At 67.9% G+C, this 16,053-nt stretch carries 17 protein-coding genes; 13 read left to right on the forward strand and 4 right to left on the reverse strand.

Translation table 11 applies throughout. The features are described 5' to 3' along the window. Positions 1-3: 3 nt before the first annotated feature. On the reverse strand, positions 4-750 hold the full coding sequence (gene arsH / locus EDC64_RS12345) for an arsenical resistance protein ArsH (protein ID WP_245504672.1): 747 nt from the start codon (positions 748-750) through the stop codon (positions 4-6). A 50-nt stretch (positions 751-800) separates the two neighbouring features. Between arsH and EDC64_RS12350 the strand changes: the two genes are divergently transcribed. Next, entirely contained in the window at positions 801-1,157 is a 357-nt protein-coding gene (locus EDC64_RS12350; RefSeq protein ID WP_132032032.1) for an ArsR/SmtB family transcription factor, read from the forward strand. Positions 1,158-1,169: 12 nt separating this feature from the next. On the opposite strand, the gene EDC64_RS12355 is transcribed toward EDC64_RS12350, so the two are convergent. Then, complete coding sequence (locus EDC64_RS12355) at positions 1,170-1,862, reverse strand: TetR/AcrR family transcriptional regulator (protein WP_132031727.1); 693 nt, start codon at positions 1,860-1,862, stop codon at positions 1,170-1,172. Between the two features lie 312 nt (positions 1,863-2,174). On the opposite strand from EDC64_RS12355, the gene EDC64_RS12360 reads away from it, so the two are divergent. From EDC64_RS12360 to EDC64_RS12395, 8 genes are all read left to right on the forward strand, one after another. Next, a complete protein-coding gene (locus EDC64_RS12360; protein WP_132031730.1) occupies positions 2,175-3,332 on the forward strand; it encodes an ABC transporter substrate-binding protein in 1,158 nt (385 codons plus the stop codon). Between the two features lie 253 nt (positions 3,333-3,585). Further along, the gene (locus EDC64_RS12365) at positions 3,586-4,458 is read left to right on the forward strand and encodes a branched-chain amino acid ABC transporter permease (protein ID WP_132031732.1); all 873 of its coding nucleotides are present in this window, start codon (positions 3,586-3,588) and stop codon (positions 4,456-4,458) included. Further along, entirely contained in the window at positions 4,458-5,405 is a 948-nt protein-coding gene (locus tag EDC64_RS12370) for a branched-chain amino acid ABC transporter permease (protein ID WP_132031733.1), read from the forward strand. The genes EDC64_RS12365 and EDC64_RS12370 overlap by 1 nt, the downstream gene beginning before the upstream one ends. Then, a complete protein-coding gene (locus EDC64_RS12375) occupies positions 5,402-6,190 on the forward strand; it encodes an ABC transporter ATP-binding protein (RefSeq protein WP_132031735.1) in 789 nt (262 codons plus the stop codon). The genes EDC64_RS12370 and EDC64_RS12375 overlap by 4 nt, the downstream gene beginning before the upstream one ends. Beyond that, the gene (locus EDC64_RS12380; RefSeq protein ID WP_132031737.1) at positions 6,177-6,875 is read left to right on the forward strand and encodes an ABC transporter ATP-binding protein; all 699 of its coding nucleotides are present in this window, start codon (positions 6,177-6,179) and stop codon (positions 6,873-6,875) included. Before EDC64_RS12375 ends, EDC64_RS12380 begins: the two co-directional genes overlap by 14 nt. A 494-nt stretch (positions 6,876-7,369) precedes the next feature. Continuing rightward, the gene (locus EDC64_RS12385; protein WP_132031739.1) at positions 7,370-8,386 is read left to right on the forward strand and encodes an ABC transporter substrate-binding protein; all 1,017 of its coding nucleotides are present in this window, start codon (positions 7,370-7,372) and stop codon (positions 8,384-8,386) included. 104 nt (positions 8,387-8,490) lie between these two features. Then, positions 8,491-9,270, forward strand: coding sequence for an ABC transporter ATP-binding protein (locus tag EDC64_RS12390; protein ID WP_132031741.1), 780 nt, complete (start codon positions 8,491-8,493; stop codon positions 9,268-9,270). Next, positions 9,267-10,037 carry an ABC transporter permease gene (locus EDC64_RS12395; RefSeq protein ID WP_132031743.1) on the forward strand — a complete coding sequence of 257 codons (771 nt, stop codon included), beginning with the start codon at positions 9,267-9,269 and terminating at the stop codon, positions 10,035-10,037. The genes EDC64_RS12390 and EDC64_RS12395 overlap by 4 nt, the downstream gene beginning before the upstream one ends. 33 nt (positions 10,038-10,070) lie before the next feature. Here the strand turns inward: EDC64_RS12395 and EDC64_RS12400 are convergent, their stop codons facing one another. Then, a complete protein-coding gene (locus EDC64_RS12400; protein WP_132031745.1) occupies positions 10,071-11,114 on the reverse strand; it encodes a Bug family tripartite tricarboxylate transporter substrate binding protein in 1,044 nt (347 codons plus the stop codon). A 207-nt stretch (positions 11,115-11,321) separates the two neighbouring features. Here EDC64_RS12400 and EDC64_RS12405 point away from each other — a divergent pair, with 207 nt between their 5' ends. From EDC64_RS12405 to EDC64_RS23525, 4 genes are all read left to right on the forward strand, one after another. After that, positions 11,322-13,055 carry a CocE/NonD family hydrolase gene (locus EDC64_RS12405; protein WP_207916048.1) on the forward strand — a complete coding sequence of 578 codons (1,734 nt, stop codon included), beginning with the start codon at positions 11,322-11,324 and terminating at the stop codon, positions 13,053-13,055. A gap of 190 nt (positions 13,056-13,245) precedes the next feature. Continuing rightward, positions 13,246-14,160 carry a hypothetical protein gene (locus EDC64_RS12410; protein ID WP_132031747.1) on the forward strand — a complete coding sequence of 305 codons (915 nt, stop codon included), beginning with the start codon at positions 13,246-13,248 and terminating at the stop codon, positions 14,158-14,160. Between the two features lie 7 nt (positions 14,161-14,167). Beyond that, positions 14,168-14,779, forward strand: coding sequence for a chromate transporter (locus EDC64_RS12415; protein ID WP_132031749.1), 612 nt, complete (start codon positions 14,168-14,170; stop codon positions 14,777-14,779). Then, entirely contained in the window at positions 14,776-15,294 is a 519-nt protein-coding gene (locus tag EDC64_RS23525; protein WP_165933740.1) for a chromate transporter, read from the forward strand. The genes EDC64_RS12415 and EDC64_RS23525 overlap by 4 nt, the downstream gene beginning before the upstream one ends. Positions 15,295-15,421: 127 nt before the next feature. Here EDC64_RS23525 and EDC64_RS12425 read toward each other — a convergent pair whose 3' ends face one another. Continuing rightward, entirely contained in the window at positions 15,422-16,048 is a 627-nt protein-coding gene (locus EDC64_RS12425; RefSeq protein ID WP_132031753.1) for a Spy/CpxP family protein refolding chaperone, read from the reverse strand. Positions 16,049-16,053: the final 5 nt, after the last annotated feature.

The following is a 16,053-nucleotide window of genomic DNA, read 5'->3' on the forward strand; positions in this document are numbered from 1 at the left end:
GCCTCAGCGTTTCACAAAGCCGATGTCGGCGGCGACGGCGTCCAGCCTCTCGGGCGCCCGCTCCTTCCGCTCGCTGTAGCGATCCACCAGATAATCGGCATGGTCGCGGGTGAGCAGCGTGAATTTGAACAATTCCTCGCACACGTCCACCACCCGGTCGTACAGCGGGCCGGGCTTCATGCGGCCGTCCGCGTCGAATACCTCGTAGGCCTTCGGCACGGAGGACTGGTTGGGGATCGTGATCATCCGCATCCAGCGGCCGAGCACCCGCATGGCGTTCACCGCGTTGAAGGATTGCGACCCGCCCGAGACCTGCATCACGGCGAGGGTGCGGCCCTGGGTCGGCCGCACCGCGCCCTCCGCCAGCGGAATCCAGTCGATCTGGCTCTTCATCACCCCGGTCAGGGTGCCGTGACGCTCGGGGCTCACCCAGACCTGCCCTTCCGACCAGAGCGAAAGGTCGCGCAATTCGCGGACCTTGGGATGGTCGGGCGCGGCATCGTCCGGCAGGGGCAGTCCATGGGCGTCGTAGATCCGCACCTCGCCCCCCATATGGGCGAGCAGGCGGGCGGCCTCATAGGCCAGAAACCGGCTGAACGAGCGCGGCCGCAGGGACCCGTAGAGGATCAGGAAGCGCGGCGCATGGCGGCGCGTGCCGGCGCCGGCGAACCGGTCGGGCGTGGGCGCCTCGAAAACCGGCGATACCAGATTGGGCAAGCCATCGGAGGGGCTGGGAGGGGTGTTGCTCACGGTCGCTTCGTCGCCTATCATTCAATAATTATTGAAATATTGAACCGATGATCGACGAACCGCAAGCCCTCTCCGCCTTCGCCGCTTTGTCGCAAGCGACGCGCCTGCGCATCGTGCGCCGCCTGGTGGAGGCCGGGCCGGAGGGCATGGCGGCCGGCGCGATCGCGCAGGCGGTCGACGCCTCCACGTCCAACCTGTCCTTTCACCTGAAGGAGCTGGAGCGCGCCGGGCTGATCCAGTCCCGCCGGCAATCCCGGTCCATCATCTACCGCGCGGTCTATGGCGCGCTCGGCGATCTCGTCGGGTTCCTGATGCGCGATTGCTGCCAGGGGCATCCCGAGGTCTGCGCGCCCGCCGCCCTGGCGGTTCCGACCTGCGCCGGCCCGTCCAAACCGCCGCCCGGCTGAGCCGAGACGCGCTTACATCTTCGCCGAAATCTTTGCCTTGGACGCGTCGGACTCTTGCTTGGCCAGACGACGCGCGGATTTCGCGGCGCCCTCCCGCTCGGCGCCCACCGCCGCCACCGCCTGCGCCGCGCCGCCCGCGATCAGCGCCGTGACGAGGCGGGCATATTCGGCGCGGGTGAGGCCCTTGCCCTCGCGGAACCACAGATAGTGCCAGTTCAGCATGCCGAACAGCGACATGGTGACGGGCTTCAGCAGCGGCCCCCGGCCGATCTCCGGCACCGCCGCGGCGATCGCGTCGGAGAACAGCACGACCAGCGTGCGCTCCATGTCGCGGAGCACGTTTTGCCGCTCCTCGGGCAGCAGCTTCAGATTGGCGATCTGGATCTGATGCTCGGCGTCGGCGTTCCGATAGGCTTCGAGCAAGGCCGCGGAAATGGCGTAGAGGCGGTCTTCGGCGTCCGAGGCGCCGGCCGCCGCCGCCTCGACCACCGCGATCAGCTCCTCGAGATGGGTCGAGATGATGTCGAACAGCACCGCTTCCTTGTCGGAATAATAATGGTAGAGCAGCGCCTTGGAGACCCCGACGGCGTCCGCGATCATGGTGATCGAGGTGCCGGAATAGCCGTATTGGGCGAACAGCTCCGCCGATCGGTGCAAAATGGCGAGCCGCTTGGTGTCGTAATCCTGAGCGCGGGTGCGAGCCATCCTGTTCCATCCAGCTTCGCGGGCGAGGCGAGGGCCTCCCCGCGTGGCGCGCCTGGAGGCGCAAGCCGGTCGAACCGCGATGCAATTCGACCGAGCGGGCTCCAAGGTCGCCGATATCGGTCCGGAATATCAAAGATTGTCCGGTTGGTCGATCAATCTAACCCCGCCCGTCGCACCGCGCCAGGATAAGATTGACCAATCGGTCGGTTAATCATAGATTGCCTCTGCCGCCGCGCTTCCGTAAGGTCCGCGACGGACGGAGGCGGGCCAACCCGCTCCTCATCGACCGCACCCTTTTGGGAGGAACGCCACATGGGAACGACCGTCTCCCGACGGTGGGCGCTGCGCGCCGTCGCCCTCGCCGCCTTCATGACGTCCGCCGCCTTCGCCGCCGACCCGGTCAAGATCGGCTCGGTGGTCTCCGCGACCGGCCCCGCCGCCTTTCTCGGCGATCCGGAGGCGAAGACGCTGAAGCTCTATGTCGAGGAACTGAACAAGAAAGGCGGGCTGCTCGGCCGCCCCGTGGAGCTGGTGCTCTATGACGATGGCGGCGACGCCAACAAGGCCCGCACCTTCGCCACCCGCCTGATCGAGGACGATAAGGTGGTCGCCATGGTCGGCGGCACCACGACCGGCACCACAATGGCCATGATCCCGGTGTTCGAGGACGCCAAGATCCCGTTCATTTCGCTCGCCGGCGCGATCGAGATCGTCGAGCCGATGCGCGCCTTCGTCTTCAAGACGCCGCACACCGACAAGACCGCGTGCCAGAAGATCTTCGAGGACATGAAGGCCAAGGGCATCACCAAGATCGGCATGATCTCGGGCACCGACGGCTTCGGCAAGTCGATGCGCAATCAGTGCCTGAAGGTGATCGGCGAATACGGCATCACGGTCCTCGCCGACGAGAATTACGGCGCGACCGATTCCGACATGACGCCGCAGCTCAACAAGATCAAGAACACGGCCGGCATCCAGGCGGTGCTCAATCCCGGCTTCGGTCAGGGCCCGGCGATCGTGACGCGCAATTATGCCCAGCTCGGCATCGCGCTGCCGCTCTATGAGAGCCATGGCGTCGCTTCCAAGAGCTATGTCGAACTCGCCGGCCCCGCCGCCGAGGGCGTCCGTCTGCCCGCCCCCGCTCTGCTCGTGGTCGACAAGCTCCCCGCCGACGACCGCCAGAAGGCGATCGGCAGCGCATACAAGGCCGCCTACGAGAAGGCCACCGGCCAGCCGGTCTCGACCTTCGGCGGCTACGGCTTCGACGGCATCCAGATCCTGACCCAGGCGATCGCGCGCGCCAAGTCGACCGACCCGCAGAAGATCCGCGACGCCATCGAGGCGACCAAGGATTATGTCGGCGTCACCGGCATCTACACCATGTCGCCCACCGACCATCTCGGCCTCGGCACGGACAGCTTCCGCATGCTCCAGATCAAGGGCGGCGACTGGGTGATGGAAGCCAAATAGCGGCCTCGAGGCTGGCGGCCGGGGCGCGAAAACTCCCTCTCCCGCGAAAGCGGGGGAGGGTTGGGGAGGGGAAGAGCCGGGCGCGGCGCCTGCCTCTCCGGGCCTGTCCCCGGGCCGCCCCATCCGGCCCTCCCCCGCAAGCGGGAGAGGGGAACCCGCCAGACATTGCGAGGCCCGGCGCAACGCCCCGCGTCGCGCGTGCCCTGTCGCTTCCGGCTCCCCTCATCCGCTTCCAACAGGATGTCACGCACCGATGGCCGAGTTCCTGCAACTGGTGTTTTCCGGGCTGACGGTGGGCGCGGTCTATGCGCTGGTCGCGCTCGGCTTCACCCTGATCTACAACGCCTCCGACGTGATCAATTTCGCCCAGGGCGATTTCGTCATGATCGGCGGCATGGGCACGGTGTTCCTCGCCGCAGCCGGGATCGCGCTGCCGCTCGCCGCCTTGATGGCGATCGTCGCGGCGGTGATCGTCGGCCTGCTGCTGCACCGCCTCGCCATCGAGCCGGCGCGCGGCGCCTCGCCGGTGGCGCTCATCATGATCACGATCGGCGCCTCCATCTTCATCAAGGGCGTGGCGCAATTGGTGTTCGACAAGCAGTTCCATTCCCTCCCCGCCTTTTCCGGCGATGCGCCGATCGCGCTCGGCGGCGCCACCCTGCTGCCGCAGAGCCTGTGGGTGATGGGGGTCGCTTTGGCGCTGTTCGTCGCGCTCTATCTGTTCCTGGAGAAGACCCTTCTCGGCAAGGCGCTGCGCGCCACGGCGGCGAACCGCCTCGCCGCGCGGCTCGTCGGGGTGAATGTGACGATCATCCTGGCACTCGCCTTCGGCGTGTCGGCGGCGATCGGCGCGATCGCCGGGGTCGTCGTCACCCCGATCACTCTGACCCGCTACGATGTCGGCACCCTGTTCGCGTTGAAGGGCTTCGCCGCCGCCATGGTGGGCGGCATGGGCCATCCGCTCGGCGCCGTGGTGGGCGGGCTGCTGATCGGCCTGCTGGAAGCCTTCGGCGCCGGCTACATCTCCTCGACCTATAAGGATGCGGTGGCCTTCGTCGTTATCCTGCTGGTCCTGTTCTTCCTGCCGCGCGGCCTGTTCGGCGGGCGTACGGTGGAGCGGGTGTGATGCTCGGCCGGCTGCTGCGCGCGCGCTACGCGACCCTCTTCCTCCTCGCCGCGATCATGATCGCGGTGCCCTATCTCGCGCCCTCCGCTTTCTATCTGCGGGTGGCGGCGGTGGTGTGGGTGTTCGCCCTCGCGGCGCTCGGCCTGACCATTTTGATGGGCTATGCCGGGCAGGTCAGCCTGGGCCATGCCGGCTTTCTCGGCCTCGGCGGCTATGCGGTGGCGATCGGCCCGGCGCGCTTCGGGCTCGACCCGGTGCTCTGCCTGTTCCTCGGCGCGGCGCTCGCCGGCGCCCTCGCCTTTCTCGTCGGGCGGCCGATCCTGCGGCTGAAGGGCTATTATCTCGCCATCGCCACGCTCGGCTTCGGCGTCATCCTCGCTCTGGTGTTCCACAGCGAGAGCGACTGGACCGGCGGGCCGGATGGCATGGCGGTGGCGCGCGTCACCGTGTTCGGCACGCGGCTCGCGGGCGCCGCGACCTGGTATTGGGTGACGGCCGGCGCGCTTCTGATCGGCGCCTTCCTCGCCCTCAATATCGAGGCGAGCCCGACCGGCCGCGCGCTGAAGGCGCTGCACGACAGCGAGGTCGCGGCGGCCGGGGCCGGCATCGATGTCGGCCGCAAGAAGCTCGCGGCCTTCGTCATCGGCGCGATCTATGCCGCCTTCGCCGGGGGCCTGCTGGCGGCGATGAACGGGCTGATCACGCCCGACGCCGCGAGCTTCATGCATTCCATCGAACTCGTCGCCATGGTGATCATCGGCGGCCTCGGCTCGGTGCTGGGCGCGGTGGTCGGCGCGGCCTTCCTGGTCGTCCTGCCCCAGGCGCTGACCGTCCTGCAGGAATATGAGCAGGCGGTGCTCGGCCTGCTGATCATGGTGTTCATGATCTTCCTGCCGGCCGGGATCGTGCCGACGCTGCGCAAATGGCTGCTGGAGCGCCTGTCATGAGCCTGCTCGCTGTCGAGGATCTCGGCATCTCGTTCGGCGGCGTGATCGCCGTGGACGGCGTCGGCTTTCGCGTCGAGCCGGGCCAGGTCTTCTCCATCATCGGCCCGAACGGCGCCGGCAAGACCACCTTGTTCAACCTCGTCACCGGCATCTACACGCCGCACCGCGGGCGCGTGACCATGGCGGGCGAGACCCTGACGGGCCTTGCCCCCCACCTTCTGGCGCGGCGCGGCATGTCGCGCACCTTCCAGAACCTGCAGATCTTCTTCCGCATGACGGCGCTCGAGAACGTGATGGTCGGCCGGCACCTGTCGGAGCGGACCTCGCTGCTCTCCGATCTCTTCGGCCTGCCGGCCTCGAGCCGGCAGAACCGCGCCACCCGCGATGCCGCCCGGGTGCTGCTCGAACGGGTCGGGCTTGGCGCCGTCGCCGACACGCTCGCCGGCGCGCTGCCTTATGGCGCGCTGAAGCGGCTGGAAATCGCCCGCGCCCTCGCCGCCGAGCCGAAAGTCCTGCTGCTCGACGAGCCCGCCGCCGGCTGCAACGCGGTCGAGACCGAGGCGATCGACCATCTGATCGCCGACATCGCCAAAAGCGGCGTCGGCGTGGTGCTGATCGAGCACGACATGAAGCTGGTGATGAAGATTTCCGACCGCGTTCTGGTGCTCGCCCAGGGCCGGCGGCTCGCCGAGGGTCCGCCGCGTGACGTGCGCGAGAATCCCGACGTGATCGCCGCCTATCTCGGCGACCATGGCGCACGGGAGGCCGACCGTGCTGGCGCTTGACCGGCTCTGCTCGGCCTATGGCCGCATCGTCGCCCTGCACGACGTCTCGCTCGCGGTGAAGACCGGCGAGATCGTCGCTTTGGTCGGCTCGAACGGCGCCGGCAAGACCACCTTGCTGCGCACCGTGTCGGGCGTTCAGCCGGCCGCGTCCGGCCGGATCCTGTTCGAGGGCGCGCCGATCGAGCGGCTGGAGGCGCATGTCCGGGTGGCGCGCGGCATCGCCCAGTCGCCCGAGGGCCGGCAGGTGTTCGGCCCGTTGAGCGTCGCCGACAATCTCGCGCTCGGCGCCTATCGCCGCCGCAGCCCGCACGGCGACACCCTGGCCCGCGTCTTCGACCTGTTCCCGGTTCTGAAGGAGAAGCGGCACATCCCCGCCATGAGCCTGTCGGGGGGGCAGCAGCAGATGCTGGCCATCGGCCGCGCTTTGATGGCGGCGCCGAAGCTGCTTCTGCTCGACGAGCCCTCGCTCGGCCTCGCGCCGCTTTTGGTCGACCAGATCCTCGCCGCCGTGGTGCGCCTAAAGGCCGAAGGGATGACGGTGCTGCTGGTCGAGCAGAACGCCTCCGCCGCCCTCGCCATCGCCGATCGCGGCTATGTGCTGGAGACCGGCCGGGTGGTGCTGGAAGGCGCGGGCGCCGCCCTGCTGGCGGATCCGAAGGTGCGCGAAGCCTATCTCGGCCTGTGACGCCGCCGACCGCGCGTCCGACAACGCCGCCTTTCACCGTCCGTGCGCCTGCGCAGGGATGGAGGAGGGCGAGAGGGTTTCGGATATAATTCCTATATCACGATGCATGATGGGGTGGCCGCATGTGTCGACGTGCGGCCGGGACGGTTTTCGGGCGCGCGCGGAGGCCTGTGCCTTCCCCCTCCCCTGCAAGCGGGAGAGGGCGAGGCAGGGGGCAGCACGGGAGGAAGGGGAAGCACGGGAGGTGGGAAGATTCCGGGAGGCGGATGCAGCATGACCTGCGTGAAAAAAATCTTATGCGCGCGATTCCCCGAACACCCCGCGTCAGACCCGCCATCGCCCTCCATCCCCCCGCCTCCGGAAACGCCGCGCAGCGCGCGGATTGGCGCTTTTTTGAGCAAAGCGGACCCACTCCCTTGGGGAAGGGTGCGCGGGGGCAGGACGCAATCGCTGGCACATGGCTTGCTTCGTCTTTCCCAAACAGGGAGAGCACCATGAGGTCCTGGATTTCCGCCGTGGCCGGCGCCGTCGCGCTGATGGGCGTCGCGGTGCCGGCGCGGGCCGACACCGACATCAAATTCGCGCTGGACTGGAAGTTCGAGGGGCCGTCCGCGCCCTATTTCGTCGCCATCGACAAGGGCTTCTACAAGGCCGAGGGGCTGAACGTCACGATCGATTCCGGGCCCGGCTCGGTCGCCGGCATCGCCCGGATCGCCGCCGGCACCTATCCGCTGGGCTTCTTCGACATCAATTCGCTGGTCAAGTTCCGCGACCAGAATCCCGACAAGGGCGTCAAGGCCGTGCTGATGGTCTATGACAAGCCGCCCTTCGCCATCGTCACCTTGACCAAGACCGGCATCGCCAAGCCGAAGGATCTGGAAGGCAAGGTGCTCGGCGCTCCGGCCCCGGACGGCGCCTATGCCCAATGGAAGGCGTTCGTGAAGGAGAACGGCATCGAGGCCGAAAAGGTGAAGATCGAGAATGTCGGCTTCCCGGTGCGCGAGCCGATGCTCGCCGACGGCAAGGTCGACGCCATCACCGGCTTCTCCTTCTCCTCTTATTTCAACCTGATGCAGAAGGGCATCAAGCCCGACGAGATCAAGGTGATGCTGATGGCCGATTACGGCCTCGTCCTCTACGGCAATGCCGTCGTGGTCAACGAGACCTGGGCCAAGGCCAATCCGAAGGCGGTCGAGGGCTTCGTGCGCGCCACCATCAAGGGCATCGCCTATACCGTCGCCAATCCCGAGGACGCGATCAAATCGGTGATGAAGCGCAACGAGACCGGCGACGAGAAGGTCGAGCTGGCGCGGCTCAAAATGGCGATCAAGGACAATATCGCCACCGAATGGGTGACCGCCAACGGCATCGGCGGCATCGACCGCGACCGCATGACCAAGGCGATCGAGCAGATCGCCGTGACCTACGACTTCAAGGGTCCGAAGCCGGCGGCCGTCGACATCTTCGTCTCCGATTATCTGCCCCCCGCCGCCGAGCGAAAGCTCAAGTGACGGCTCGGCGCCCCTGACGCCCCGCGCCCTTCCTTGCTTGCCGGGACGGGCGCGGTCGAAACCGGCAGCATGTTTCGGCGCACCCCAGCGGCAAGGGCCTGTCCGTGATCCGCCTCCACGACGTCACCCTCTCCTATCGCGGCCGGGCCGGCGAGGTTACCGCGCTCGCCCACACCTCCCTCGCCGTGGGCAAGGGCGAGTTCGCGGCGGTGGTCGGCCCCTCGGGCTGCGGCAAATCCACCTTGATGAAGCTGGTCACCGGCCTCATCCGCCCGACCAAGGGCAAGGTGGAGGTGGACGGGGCCGAAGTGACGGGGCCGGTCAAGATCGCCGGCATGGCGTTCCAGGCCGCCAATCTCCTGCCCTGGCGCAGCGTGCTCGACAATGTGATGCTGCCGCTCGAAATCGTCGCGCCGCATCGCGGCCGGCTCGGGCGCGAGAGGGACGCGTACCGCACCCGCGCCCTCGATCTGCTCGGCGTGGTCGGCCTGCGCGACTTCGCCGACCGCTATCCCTGGGAAATGTCCGGCGGCATGCAGCAGCGCGCCTCGCTCTGCCGGTCGCTGATCCACGAGCCGGAACTGCTGATGCTCGACGAGCCCTTCGCCGCGCTCGACGCCTTCACCCGCGAGGAATTGTGGGTGGTGCTGCGCGATCTGTGGCAGCGCCTCGGCTTCACGGTGGTCCTCGTCACCCACGACCTGCGCGAGGCCGGCTTCCTCGCCGACACGATCCACGTCATGAGCGCCCGCCCCGGCCAGATCGTCGAGACCCGCCGCGTCGCCTTCCCGCGGCCACGGCCGCTCGACGTGCTCTACGACCCCGCCTTCACGGACCTCGTCCATTCGCTCCGCAACAAGATCGCCGAGGTCAGGCAGGCATGAAAATCGCGGCCGAGGACATCACCCCCGTCGCCTTCACCGTGGCGCTGTTCGTGCTCTGGGAAGCGGCCTGCCTGTTGTTCCGCATCGACAGCTTCATCCTGCCGGCGCCGAGCCAGATCTTCGCCGCCATGGTGCAGTATTGGGGGCCGCTGCTGCGCAATTCTTTCGTCACGCTCTGGACCACGGCGGCGGGCTTCCTGCTCGCGGTCGCCTTCGGCATCGGGCTCGGCGTCGTCGTCGGCTGGTCGCGGGCGATCTATCGCGGCCTCTATCCCGTGATGATCGGCTTCAACTCGATCCCGAAGGTCGCGGTGGTGCCGATCCTGATCATGTGGTTCGGCATCGGCGAGATCCCGGCCATCCTGACCGCCTTCCTGATTTCCTTCTTCCCGATCGTGGTCAATGTCGCCACCGGCCTCGCCACCACCGAGCCGGAACTGGAGGACGTGCTGCGCGCCCTCGGCGCCTCCAAGCTCGACATCATGCGCAAGGTCGGCATCCCGCGCACCGGGCCCTATCTGTTCGGCGCGCTGAAAGTGGCGATCACCCTCGCCTTTGTCGGCGCGGTGGTGTCGGAGACCATCGGCGCCAATGCGGGGCTCGGCCATCTCATGGTCCAGGCAGGCTCGAACTTCCAGATGCCGCTGGTGTTCGCCGGCCTGATGGCGCTCGCGATCGAGGGCATCCTGATGTACGCGGTGTTCGCCGTGATGGAGAAGCGGATGGTGAGCTGGGCCTTCCGCTCCTCCATGAGCGCGGCGGGCTGACCCTCCGCCGCGACGGCGGAGGGCCGGCGCGGCCTATTGGATGGCGATCGGCTTGAAACCGATGCGCTGGGTCAGTTCGCGCTGATAGGCGAGATCCTTTTCCAGATAGGCCTTGAACTCCGCCGGGGTCGAGCCGACCGGCACGAGATCGTTGAGGGTGAAAGCGCGCACCACCTCCGGCTGGTGCACCGCCTTGGCGGCCTCCTTGGCCAGCTTGTCGACGATCTCCTGCGGCGCCTTGCCCGGCAGCAGGAAGCCGAAGAAGCCGGTCATCACCACGCCGGGCAGGCCGATCTCGGTGAAGGTCGGCACGTCGGGCAGTGCCGGGGCGCGCTTGGTGCCGGTATTGGCGAGCGCGCGGATCTTGCCGTCCTTGATCAGGGGCACCGCCGCCGAGGTCAGCACGAAGCCGACATCGACATGCCCGCCGATCAGATCGGTGATGATCAGCGGCGTGCCGCGATAGGGCACGGGCTGGAAGGTGACGCCGGCGGCGTGCTGGAACATCTCGCCGGTGATGTGGGTGACGTTGCCGACCCCGGCATGGCCGAACAGGATCTTGCCCGGCTCCTTCTTGGCCAGTGCGATCAGGTCCGCCACGCTCTTCACCGGCAGCGAGTTGCGCACCACCAGAACCTGCCCATAGGGCGCCTCCGCCAGCAGGCTGACGGGCGTGAAATCCTTGATCGGGTCATAGGGCAGGTCTTTCACCACGCTCGGATTGGCGGTGTGGGACCCGGTCGTCAGCAGCAGGGTGTAGCCGTCCGGGGCGGAGCGGGTGACCCCGCCTGCGGCGACGATGCCGTTGGCGCCCGGCTTGTTCTCGATCACGACCGGAACGCCGAAATCCTTGCTCATCACCTCTGCCACGGGGCGCCCCACCGAGTCGATCGGACCGCCGGCGGCGAAGGGGATGACGATCTTGATCGTGTGGTTGGGATACGGCTCCTGCGCCGCGACGCCTGTAACGCCTGCGAACAGGCAAGACAGTCCGACAGCAAACGCCGCGCCAAAGCGCACGGCGTGGTTGGATTTTGCGTAAGACTCGCGGAGACCGACTGCATTCGACATCGTCATTTCACCTTCTCCTTGACCGTTACCCCACGTTTGCTTCGTTGACCTGGACTGATCAATCGTTGGTTCAACCGGACCCGCCGCTGCGGCGCGCGACCCCGATTGACATATACAAACGAATGTTTATTCGTAAACAAACGTTTGAATACGTCAAGATCAAATGGTCCCGCGCCGATGGACGGCGTCAGGGACGCAGCGAGGAGGAAGTCCATGCAGCAGGAGCAGAGCGTCGTCGCCGACGGCATGCGGATCGACTGGGACGTGCCGATCGAGATGAGCGACGGCGTGGTGCTGCGCGCCGACGTGTTCCGGCCGATCGCCGACGGCCATTATCCCGTGGTGCTGAGCCACGGCCCCTATGCCAAGGGCCTGTCCTTCCAGGAGGGCTTCAAGGGCAATTGGGACCGCATGGTCGCCGCCTTCCCGGAGATCATGGAAGGCACCACGAACAAGTACCAGAATTGGGAACTGGTCGATCCCGAGAAATGGGTGCCGGACGGCTATGTCTGCCTGCGCATCGATTCGCGCGGCTCCGGCCGCTCCCCCGGCTTCCTCGACGTCTGGTCGCCGCGCGAGACCCAGGACCTCTATGAATGCGTGGAATGGGCCGGCGTCCAGCCCTGGTCCAACGGCAAGGTCGGCATCAACGGCATCTCCTATTACGCCATGAACCAATGGCACGTCGCGGCGCTCCAGCCGCCGCATCTCGCGGCGATCTGCGTCTGGGAAGGCGCGCACGATTATTACCGGGAATTCTCCCGCCATGGCGGCATCCTCTGCCGCTTCCTCACCGCCTGGTTCAACCGCCAGGTGGCCCGGGTGCAGCACGGCGTCGGCGATAACGGCTTCCGCTCCCCGGTGACCGGGGAGACGGTCGCCGGCCCGCCGACCCTGTCGAAGGAGGAATTGGCGCAGAACCGGGTCGATCCCGGCATCGAGATCCTCGCCCGGCCGCTCGAGGACGACTATTACCGCTCCCGCACCGCCGATCTGTCGAAGGTCGTCACTCCGCTCCTCTCCTCGGCGAACTGGGGCGGCATGGGCCTGCATCCGCGCGGCAATTTCGAGGGCTATCTGGGCGCCGCGAGCGCCGAGAAATGGCTGGAAGTGCACGGCGATTCCCACTTCTCGCCCTTCTACCGGGATGCCGGCGTCGCGCTCCAGAAGCAGTTCCTCGGCTATTATCTGAAGGGCGAGCAGAACGGCTGGACCGCGCGTCCGAAGGTCGAGCTTCAGGTCCGCCATCCCGGCGAAAAATTCGTCGCCCGCGCCGAAAACGAATGGCCCCTCGCCCGCACGAAATGGACCAAATACTACCTCACGCCCGGCGGCGGCTTCGGCCCCGAGGCGGCGGCGGGCGAGGCCGTCACCTACGAGACCACCGGCGAGGGCGTGACCTTCACGACCGGGCCGCTGGCGCAGGAGATCGAGATCACCGGCCCGGTCGCGGCGCGGCTGACCCTGTCCTCCGACACCACCGATGCCGACGTGTTCGTCGCCCTGCGGGTGTTCGACCCCGCGGGCCAGGAGGTGCTGTTCATCGGCTCGAACGATCCGCGCGTGCCGGTCGGCCTCGGCTGGCTGCGCGCCTCGCACCGCAAGCTCGACCCGGCGAAGTCGCAGCCCTACCGGCCCTATCACAGCCATGACGAGTTGCAGCCGCTCACCCCCGGCGCGCCGGTCGATCTCGACGTCGAGATCTGGCCGACCTCGATCGTGGTGCCGAAGGGCTATCGCATCGCGGTGACGGTGAAGGGCAACGATTACGACCACGGCCTCGGCGAGGCCGGGGTGTCGAACGCCATGTATCCGATGAAGGGCATCGGGCCGTTCCTCCACGATATCCCGGAGGATCGACCGAAAGAGGTGTTCGGCGGCCGCAACACGCTGCATTTCGAAGCCGGCCGCGAGCCCTATCTGCTGCTCCCCATCATCCCGGCCTGACCGCCGCACGGCCCGCGCGCACCCCGCGCGGGCCGTCGTCCCCGCCGCGCAGGCGGGCGTGCGGCGCCCCGCGCACGTCCGCTTTGCAAGTCGCTGACGGATATGGTCGAGTGGTTTCCGGACGCAAGAATGAGTCCGGGGGGTCGAGCAGACCGCCGGAGCCGGACCAAGGCGTCGTGGGGAGAGATGCGTGGCTGAGGACGGGACCCAATCGCCCGGCAGCACGGCGCCGGAGCGCCTCTATGCCGACGGTCATCCGCTGGATGACGTGCACTACATCGAATCGAAGATCATCCTGAGCGGTCTGCGCTTCACTTCGGTTCAGAGCTTCTTCGAATTCGCCAAGATCGTCGCCCGCGTGGCCAAGCGCTGCGAGGTCGATTTCGAGCCGCACACCGCCAAGGGCGTCCGCCCGCAGATCCGCGAAGTCCTGTTCCTGGATACCCAGGACTTCCTGCTCTACAATCATTCCTTCATCCTGCGCCGGCGCATCATGTACGAGGACGGCTTCCCGGTCGGCAATCCGGAGATCGTCTTCAAGTTCCGCCATCCCGACCGCGACACCGCCGCCGCGCTCGACGTGCGTCCCCAGATCCCCGGCGACTACCGCATCAAGTTCAAGGAAGAGGCACTGCCGCTGAAGGACCGGCTCGGCGGCGTGCGCGCGCTGTTTTCGCACAATGTCGAGTTCGAATACCATCCGCGCGGCGTGATGGATCCGACCGCTGCATCCACCCTGATCCACGTCTTCCCCGCCCTCGGCCCGGTTCTGTCGGGCACCCGCAAGCACGTGCAATTGGTGAACCGGACCGCGGTCGAGGAGGTGCTCCAGCAGCTCGGCATGCTGGATTTCGGCAAGGGCCTGATCGCGCCCTGCAACGTCTCGGTCTGGCGCACCCGCGGCGACCAGAACCAGCTGGTCGGCGAATTCTCCTATCAGGTGCGCTTCCTCAAGCGCGAGGACCTCAACGCCAAGGCGCTGCAGCGCGCCGACACCTTCTTCCGCGCGCTGCAGGAGGAGGCGAAGGACTGGATCTCGCTCGGCACCACCAAGACCGGGGCGGTCTACCGGCTGAAGGGCAATCCGCCCCAAAGCCATGAATGACGAAGCCATGCATGACGAAGCCGTGCCGCCCCCCGCGCCGGCGCCCGCGCCGAGCGTGCCGCCCCGGGTGAGCCTGCCGGCGATCTTCTGGGGCTTCCTGGTCATCGGCGCCACCAGCTTCGGCGGCGGCGTCGTCGCCTATCTGCGCTCCGGACTGGTCGGGCGCCGCCATTGGGTGGACGACGAAACCTTCGTCGAATTGCTGTCGATCTGCCAGACCCTGCCCGGCCTCAACGCCTCCAACATGGCGATTCTGGTGGGGGACAGGCTGCGCGGCACCGCCGGCGCCGCGGTGGCGCTCGCCGGCATCTGCCTGCCCGGCGCGCTGCTGATGGTGGCCGCCGCGAGCGCCTATTCCGCCGCGCAGGGCAGCGGCACCGCCGTCAATGCGGTGCTTCACGGCGTCTCGGCCGCCGCGGTGGGGCTGGTGCTCGCCGTCACCTTCCAGCTCGGCCGCAAGACGCTCATCCATTATGCCGACTTCGCCTTCGTCATCCTCACCGTGATCGGCGTCAATGTCCTGCACCAGTCGGTCCTCCTGGTGCTCGCGGTGGTCGGTGCGCTCGCCATCTGGTGGTACCGGCCGCGCCGCGCGCCCGAGACCGGACGTGCCCCGTGAGCCAGCTTCCCGGCCTGATCGCGGTCTTCGCCTATCTCTCGCTGCTCACCGTCGGCGGCGGCATGGCGGCGTTCCCGGAGATGAAGAGCCTGGTGGTCGACACCCACCATTGGATGACCTTCCCCCAGCTCATCCATCTCTACAGCATCGGCCAGATGGCCCCCGGCCCGAACATGATGATGATCGCCGGGATCGGCCAATGGGTCGCCGGGCCGGTCGGCGCGCTGGTCGTGGTGATCGCCTTCTTCCTGCCGACCGGCCTGTTCACCCTGTGGGTCGGCCGGCTCTGGAAGCGGCTCGACCATTGGCCCTGGCGCGCGGCGATCCAGCGCGGCCTCGCCCCGGTCTCGATCGGCCTGCTGCTGGCGGGGGCGATCAGCATTTCCAAGGGCGCGCTCATCGGCTGGGCCAGCATCGCCATCGCCGCCGCGATGTTCGCCACCCTGGTCACGACCCGGATCAACCCGATCCCGCTGATCCTGGTCGCCGCGATCGCCGGCTATCTCGCTTTCTAGAGCGGCCAGTGCGCAATGGAACCGCGCAGGCACATGCGTCCTGCCTGCTCCGGAGCGCGCTCCGTCCCGACGGCGGCGCCATCTGAACGAAGCGTGCGCCCGATTTCTCGCCTCTCGAGCGACCGCCTCAATAGGCGGCGCAGTCGGGCGGCGCGAAGCGGTCGGACAGGGTGGCGGCGAGGCGCTGCATCATCAGCTCGCGCGGCAGCTCGGCGCGGGCCATCTGCTCCGGCGTCAGCGTGGCGCGCAAAGCGACGACGGCATCCTTCAGGCGGCGCGCCGCGTCGGCATTGGCGAGAATGGCGTCGGCCACCGCTTCGGGCAAAGCGAACGGCGTGGCCGGCGCGTCGTGCTCCCGCGCCTGGAACGCCGCGAGGCGCGCCCCGGTCGGCAGCATGGCGATGACCGCATCGGTGTAAGCGCGCCACGCGGCGGACTGTTCGGGCGTGATGCCGATGGCGATCTCCTGGCCGCCGAGCAGGATGGCGACGATCAGGCGGGCGCGGGCGGGATTGTACATGTCGGCGATGTCGCCCGGGACATGGCCGCAGGCGCCGGGACCACCCCAGGGAAAGCCGCCGGGGCCGCCCGGCGCGAAGCCGCCCAAGGGTCCCGGCGGCGGACCGGGGGGCGGCGGGGGCGGGGCCATTTCGGCGCGGGGCGGCGGCGGCGCGGGCTGGGCGGCGGCGGGCGCGGTCCAGGCGGTACCGAGAAGCAGGCTCACAGCGAGGCCGGCGACAAAAGCTCTGGTCATGGGGA

It is taken from the genome of Aquabacter spiritensis (assembly GCF_004346185.1).
GTDB lineage: Bacteria > Pseudomonadota > Alphaproteobacteria > Rhizobiales > Xanthobacteraceae > Aquabacter > Aquabacter spiritensis.

What these genes read in the sequence shown, in the direction of transcription:
- EDC64_RS12395 (WP_132031743.1), top strand. Translation starts at nt 9,267, where the DNA reads ATGAAAATCGCGGCCGAGGACATCACCCCCGTCGCCTTCACCGTGGCG.
- EDC64_RS12425 (WP_132031753.1), bottom strand. Translation starts at nt 16,048, where the DNA reads ATGACCAGAGCTTTTGTCGCCGGCCTCGCTGTGAGCCTGCTTCTCGGT.
- EDC64_RS12385 (WP_132031739.1), top strand. Translation starts at nt 7,370, where the DNA reads ATGAGGTCCTGGATTTCCGCCGTGGCCGGCGCCGTCGCGCTGATGGGC.
- EDC64_RS12355 (WP_132031727.1), bottom strand. Translation starts at nt 1,862, where the DNA reads ATGGCTCGCACCCGCGCTCAGGATTACGACACCAAGCGGCTCGCCATT.
- EDC64_RS12375 (WP_132031735.1), top strand. Translation starts at nt 5,402, where the DNA reads ATGAGCCTGCTCGCTGTCGAGGATCTCGGCATCTCGTTCGGCGGCGTG.
- EDC64_RS12415 (WP_132031749.1), top strand. Translation starts at nt 14,168, where the DNA reads ATGCATGACGAAGCCGTGCCGCCCCCCGCGCCGGCGCCCGCGCCGAGC.
- EDC64_RS12400 (WP_132031745.1), bottom strand. Translation starts at nt 11,114, where the DNA reads ATGACGATGTCGAATGCAGTCGGTCTCCGCGAGTCTTACGCAAAATCC.
- EDC64_RS12370 (WP_132031733.1), top strand. Translation starts at nt 4,458, where the DNA reads ATGCTCGGCCGGCTGCTGCGCGCGCGCTACGCGACCCTCTTCCTCCTC.
- EDC64_RS12405 (WP_207916048.1), top strand. Translation starts at nt 11,322, where the DNA reads ATGCAGCAGGAGCAGAGCGTCGTCGCCGACGGCATGCGGATCGACTGG.
- EDC64_RS12365 (WP_132031732.1), top strand. Translation starts at nt 3,586, where the DNA reads ATGGCCGAGTTCCTGCAACTGGTGTTTTCCGGGCTGACGGTGGGCGCG.
- EDC64_RS12360 (WP_132031730.1), top strand. Translation starts at nt 2,175, where the DNA reads ATGGGAACGACCGTCTCCCGACGGTGGGCGCTGCGCGCCGTCGCCCTC.